Consider the following 5,914-nt stretch of genomic DNA (forward strand, 5'->3'; position numbering starts at 1 on the left):
CGATGATTTGTGGAACAAATCTTTCCATTGCACCCCAGGCAGGATGAATAGGATAATGACTTCCGGCATCGCCAACCACTTTGAAATCTTCCCACATTTGGGCGTAGGGCTCTTGATGGAAGAAAGGTTCTTGATAAGCGGCTTTCACTGTTGGAGCTACAAACATTTTTTCAGCAAGTAGCGCTTGAATTTCCGGTCGCGTAAGGAATTTAATCCATTTTAAGGCTGCTTCCTTTTTCTTTGATTCTACTGATACCATGAGGTCACTTCCACCAACGAACCCGGTTCTTAGATTTTCATTTTTCCCGGGTTGAAGTGCAATGCCAATTTTACCGGACTTTAGCCAATCTTCAGATACCTTGCGGTCTACCTTTAGAACAAACCAGGGGCCTGGATACATAAATGCAACTTCTCCATTGAAGAAGGAAACACATATTTCATTATGCCCCATATCGGCGAGACCCGGTGACATTACTTTGTATTTTCCAAGCATGTCTGCCCAGAATTTTACAGATTCAAAAGCCTTTTCAGAATCTAAGAGAACTTCGTTTCCATCTTCAGAAATGATGTCCGTGTTGTTCTGCCAAAGAAAGCTTCCTACGTAATGACCATTGCCCTTTCCTCTAAGTCCAACAGGATATTCCATTTCACCCTTTTCTTTCAGGAAAATCGCGGAATACAGGAGATCTCCCCAGGTTTTCGGAGGATTCGGAAGGTCATATTTTTCCATTAAATCCTTCCTGTACACTAAAGCTCTTATGTCTGCGAACCAGGGAACAGCATACATGCGGTTGTCATACCCTCTTGTTTTCCAGGGACCACCAAGGAAATTCTCTTCTCCACCGAAATATTTCTCCAGAGAGGTAAGGTCGGTGAATGCCCCGGTGGCCTGGAGAGCCCCAACCCATGTTGTCCCAACTTGAGTTACATCAGGTCCTTCACCAGAGGCTACCATTGCCATTAATTTAGTCCAACCTTCACCCCAGCTTGTAAATTCAACATTGACTTTGATGCCCGTTTCTTTTTCAAACAGTGGGACTGCCTCGTTAATAAAGTCTCTTGCACCGGAACCACTCATCATCATAAAATCGATGGTCGTTCCAAACGTTATGATACCGGTAACACATATTGCCAAAAAAACAAGCAACGCTTTTTTCATATATACACCTCCCCTTTCTAAAGGTTCCAAAATTTATGCGCTTTCTCTAATAATCAAGCGTGTAGGTAGTTTCACGTGCTTTTCAAAAGAATCGGGGATTGTCTCACCCATTATTTGCAAGAGTGTTTTGGCTGCAATTTCACCCATCAAGCTCATATCCTGAGAAACGGTGGTTAAAGATGGAAACACATATTCGGAGATATGAATGTTGTCAAATCCTATAACACGAATGTCTCTGGGAATATCAAATCCTTTTTTCCTAAGTCCTCTTAAAGCTCCAATTGCAATAAGATCTGAAAAGCAAAAAAGGCCATCAAAACCAGGATGTTCTTTAATCAATTGTTCAACGGCTTTCATCCCCCCCCTCAGAGTATTTTCAACACTAACGGTAACTGCTTTCAAACCGTGTTTGCGTACAGCGTCCATATATCCTCTCAGTCTTTCGGCAACTGAGGGCTTTGTTCCTGTTCCAGTGATATAGCAAATTTCGTGTGAACCCTTTGAAATCAAATACTCAGCCGCCATTTTCGCACCATTATAGTTGTCTGATGACACCGAATAGAAATCGTACACTTCACCAGGATCTTCTCCGACAAGCACAACGGGTATATCGTTGTCTTTGAGTGCTTTAAGAAGAGATTCCTGGTGCGTACCTTCAAAAAGAATTAATCCATCTATCAAACCAGAATTCACGTAATCAATAAAAAGAGAACTACTATGCTCATCAGCCATGTTAAAAATCATGGACCGGTAATTTTGCTTTTTGAACCAATCAGAAGCACCTCGAATACATTCTCCGTAAAATGGCGGTATGATGAAATCTTCGTTAGATTTCACAACAAATCCAAAGGTATTAGATCTGCTTCCAGCGAGTATTCGCGCAACAAATCTGGGTTTGTATTCATATTTTTTCATGGAGTTCAAGATTTTTATCAATGTACTTTTTTTCAGTTTTTCAGGGCTATTAAGAGCCCTTGAAACCGTCATTTTTGATACCCCAGCATCTTGAGCAATCATTTCAATTGTCACTTTTCTTTTCATATGTTCACCCCTAATAATGTTACCGCTAACATTATTTCACAAACAAGCCCAAAAACAAAATTCAATTCTGGAAGATTACCGCCGGTTTGTCAACTTTATCCACATTTACCCTTCAAATACTCTCTCTTTCTAATTTGAGAGCTTGAATATTTTGATCTGCGTTAGTTTGATTCAGATTTAATGTATTCGCTCAACTTACAGTTCGTGGTTTTAGCAATATTTCTTTTGCAAAATTTATCCCCTTGACTCTTACGTTGCGTAAATCTATATAATGGGTGTGAAGCGCTTCATATTGCAAGAGGGAGATGGTTTTATGCCCGAATTGAAGAGAATAGGTGATCTCGCCCGCAAGTATGATATTTCAAATCGAACACTCAGGTATTACGAAGAGCTGGGTTTGCTGGAGAGCATAAGAGATAGGGACTCTCAGTACAGATATTATGATGAAAAGGCGATAGAAAAACTTGAGCAAATTCTCATTTTAAGAAAGCTCGAGTTTTCTGTGAAAGAAATAAAACTTCTGTTCTCTTCACCGGGTATTGAGACAGCTGTTTTAATACTGAAGGAGAAACTAGGGCTATTAGTTGAACAAAGGTCTTTGCTTGAAAGGCGCGAACGGGCATTGAATATGTTGCTTCGGCTTTTGCAAGAAAGCGTACCTGAAAATTTGAAGATACTAAAAGCTTTACATGAAAAGGCTTTAACTGCTCTTGAGTTAAGTAGCAAGGCTCAATACGAAAAGGAGGTTAAGAAGATGGCAAATGAAAAGATAGAACTTCCTGAGGTGAGGATTATAGAACTCAAACCCACGAAAGTTGCTTATTACAGGGTTGAAAGCGAAAGTCCAGAATTAGATGCCTGGAAAGTTTTGCTTGACTGGGCTAAGGAAAAGGGATTGATCGAGCTACCTACAACCCGGTACTTCGGGTTCGATAACCCTCCACCTTCACCGGGGAAATCGGTTTACGGATATGAAGTATGGATAACAATTCCTGAAGATTGCGAGCCTTCAGGTGAGGTTAAGCTGAAAAATTTCAGTGGGGGGCTTTATGCGGTAACGAGTACATACCTTCCAGATATAGGAGAAAACTGGAAAAGGCTGGTCGAATGGGTTAAATCAAGTGAATATGAATTAGGAGCACATCAATGCCTTGAAGAGACTATTCCACCTCAGAAGATGCCGAATGAGCAGACACAGTTTGATCTTTATTGTCCCATAAGTGTAAAATAACAAGTGGGGAAGGTAATCTCCCCCTACATTTTCTTATGGGAGGATAAGAAATGTCAAAAGGCTTTGTTCATGTGTATACAGGAAACGGTAAGGGAAAAACCACTGCGGCGCTGGGTTTGTCTTTGAGAGCAGTTTGCGCGGGGAAAAAGGTTTTCTTCGGGCAATTTGTAAAAGGCATGACTTACAGTGAACTGAAAGCTGTCGATTTTCTTCCAAATTTCGTTATGGAACAGTTTGGAAGAGCCTCTTTTATCCACGGTGAACCCGATGAAGAAGATATAAAAGCTGCTAAGAAAGGCCTTGAAAAACTCAAAAAGGTCCTGACAGAAGGAAATTATGACCTTGTTGTGATGGACGAAGTGAACATAGCACTGTATTTCAAACTCCTTACTCCCTCTGAAGTCGTAGAAGCGGTTAATAACCGTGCGGAACATGTGGAGGTTGTTTTGACCGGTAGGTACGCTCCTGAAGAAATAATAGAACTCGCCGATCTCGTCACAGAAATGAAAGAAATCAAACATTATTACCAAAAGGGAATAAATGCACGGAAAGGAATTGAATTTTGATTTTTTTGGCATAGACTTGCTTGGTCAAACCAAGGGTGAGAAAAATACCGGAGAGAAAAGGGTTTTCATTGGTTGAATTGTTAATAGTTTTGGCTGTTATTGCAGTGTTGATTTCTATCTTGAGCATAACAGCTCTTAATACAATCCGAAAGGCAAAGGCGGTTGCTGTCGCACAGAACCTGAAAACCCTTTCGATGGGTTTTGAAAATAAGGTTCTCATAGATTGTTCTCCACCAGAATCGATTTATGAAATTGGAGAAAACGTCGTTGAAAATTACGGAGTAGCGTATGAAGTGAGCAATGGCATATGGCTTATGGTTACCTATTACACCGGCAAAGACGTGCATCTCAGTACTTTGGAAACAATACTTCCAGATATTTCAGAGAACTTCATTTCGTTGACCTCTCCAACAGTACTGTCAGGGAGTGCTCCATATTCTGATAGTGAGGGAAACATATATTACAGCCACGTTATTGCGACATCTTATACTCCTTCTGAAGCAGATGTCATAATCACAAACATTGAATATGCCGCAAGTCCCGAAGTTGTTCATATAAAAAATCTTGGAGGTGTTTCTGCAAACCTCATCGGTTGGAAATTAAAAGACGAAGCAAATCACACATTCATATTTCCTGCAATTACCATTGATTCAGGTGAAGAAATCAGAATATACTCAGGGCACGGAACAATGCCGGAAGGCGAAAATAACTTCAAATGGAGTGGAAGCTATATATGGAATAACGACGGTGACACAGCTTATCTTTACGACTCCGCCGGTGCGACAGTGTGTGTTTATGCATATTGATCAATATATGGAAATCTATTTCATAGCTTCTGTTATATTTTTTAAACTTTCGAAGACATAGTAAGGTGGGTTTTCAGTGACCATATCGGGTGTGGTTTCGCCCGAAAGCACCAAAACCGTATCCACAGCCGCTCTTATCCCACACTCTATATCTGTGTAAAGCCTATCACCTATCATCACGACTTCTTCTTTTTTCGCATCGAAATCTCTTATGAGCATTTCCAAAATCTCTTTGTTTGGCTTTCCTATAACGTAATCCGGTTTTCGCCCTGTTGATGCTTCAACAAGGGCGATAAAGCTGCCGACATCCGGGATGGGCCCTTTTTCGGTTGGACAATTTATATCCGGGTGGGAAGTTACATATGGCATCCCTTGCCTGACATAATCGCAAAATTTCTCTATTTTTTCATAAGTAAGTGTCTTATCATAAGTCATAACAACAAGTTCGGGATCTTCATCAACGAGTTCTATACCGCTCCAGCGGAAGAGATTTTCCACGGAAGGGACTGCTAAAAGATATACTCTCTTTTCAGGGAAGTTTTCCTTCAAAAAGCGGATTGTAGCTTCAGCCGATGTGTAGATATCAAAGAGGTTTTCGGGCACGCCCAGCCGCACTAATTTATCCACGTATTCATCTTTTGTCGCCGAGGAATTGTTCGTAAGAAAAACGAGATCAGCTCCCATGTCATGAACTTTTTGAGCGAATTCAAGGCTCCCAGGAAGCAATTTATTTCCGAGGTAAAAAGTACCGTCAAGATCCAGAACAAAAAGCCTTTTATTTTCAAACATGCTCTCACTCCTTTTGCGCCTTTGAAAAGAGTATATAATATATTCAAAATAGATGAGTCAAAATGGAGGTAGTTTTTTTGAAGGGCTTTTTGGGGAAAATTTCTATGTCGTTGCTCATCGCAATAGCCGTTCTGGCTTTCTACAGTTTCGTGCTTGAACCAGAATCTCTTACCGTTAAATATCTCAAGCTTTCGAAGGATAAGGGCATAAGAGTGCTATTTTTCAGCGATCTGCACATGAGTAGATTTTATGGTTTTCATGAGCGTCTTATAAAGAAAATTAGAGAACTCAACCCAGATTACATCGTATTTGGTGGTGATGG

At 40.6% G+C, this 5,914-nt stretch carries 6 protein-coding genes and 1 pseudogene; 4 read left to right on the top strand and 3 right to left on the bottom strand.

Features of this window, described 5'->3' with window-relative positions:
• On the bottom strand, positions 1–1,159 hold a 1,159-nt coding region (locus AC3LHT_RS02195; RefSeq protein WP_488661825.1), incomplete at its 3' end, for an extracellular solute-binding protein.
• Positions 1,160–1,192: 33 nt separating this feature from the next.
• The gene (locus AC3LHT_RS02200) at positions 1,193–2,200 is read right to left on the bottom strand and encodes a LacI family DNA-binding transcriptional regulator (protein ID WP_290646416.1); all 1,008 of its coding nucleotides are present in this window, start codon (positions 2,198–2,200) and stop codon (positions 1,193–1,195) included.
• A gap of 313 nt (positions 2,201–2,513) precedes the next feature.
• Here AC3LHT_RS02200 and AC3LHT_RS02205 point away from each other — a divergent pair, with 313 nt between their 5' ends.
• From AC3LHT_RS02205 to AC3LHT_RS02215, 3 genes are read left to right on the top strand one after another with little or no spacing between them, the layout of a single operon-like run.
• Positions 2,514–3,431 (top strand): MerR family transcriptional regulator, encoded by a 918-nt coding sequence (locus tag AC3LHT_RS02205; RefSeq protein WP_488661826.1) that lies wholly within the window; start codon positions 2,514–2,516, stop codon positions 3,429–3,431.
• Between the two features lie 50 nt (positions 3,432–3,481).
• The gene (gene cobO, locus AC3LHT_RS02210) at positions 3,482–3,997 is read left to right on the top strand and encodes a cob(I)yrinic acid a,c-diamide adenosyltransferase (RefSeq protein WP_290646420.1); all 516 of its coding nucleotides are present in this window, start codon (positions 3,482–3,484) and stop codon (positions 3,995–3,997) included.
• Positions 3,998–4,032: 35 nt separating this feature from the next.
• Entirely contained in the window at positions 4,033–4,803 is a 771-nt protein-coding gene (locus AC3LHT_RS02215; RefSeq protein WP_488661830.1) for a lamin tail domain-containing protein, read from the top strand.
• 15 nt (positions 4,804–4,818) lie between these two features.
• Here the strand turns inward: AC3LHT_RS02215 and AC3LHT_RS02220 are convergent, their stop codons facing one another.
• On the bottom strand, positions 4,819–5,592 hold the full coding sequence (locus AC3LHT_RS02220) for an HAD-IIA family hydrolase (protein WP_488661827.1): 774 nt from the start codon (positions 5,590–5,592) through the stop codon (positions 4,819–4,821).
• Positions 5,593–5,669: 77 nt separating this feature from the next.
• Between AC3LHT_RS02220 and AC3LHT_RS02225 the strand changes: the two are divergent.
• Positions 5,670–5,914, top strand: a pseudogene (locus AC3LHT_RS02225) (metallophosphoesterase); the annotation flags it as partial.

Source organism: Kosmotoga sp. (assembly GCF_982836095.1).

Bases quoted from the DNA above. Each gene is read 5' to 3' on its own strand.
- AC3LHT_RS02200 (WP_290646416.1), bottom strand. From the start codon at position 2,200: ATGAAAAGAAAAGTGACAATTGAAATGATTGCTCAAGATGCTGGGGTA.
- AC3LHT_RS02205 (WP_488661826.1), top strand. From the start codon at position 2,514: ATGCCCGAATTGAAGAGAATAGGTGATCTCGCCCGCAAGTATGATATT.
- cobO (WP_290646420.1), top strand. From the start codon at position 3,482: ATGTCAAAAGGCTTTGTTCATGTGTATACAGGAAACGGTAAGGGAAAA.
- AC3LHT_RS02220 (WP_488661827.1), bottom strand. From the start codon at position 5,592: ATGTTTGAAAATAAAAGGCTTTTTGTTCTGGATCTTGACGGTACTTTT.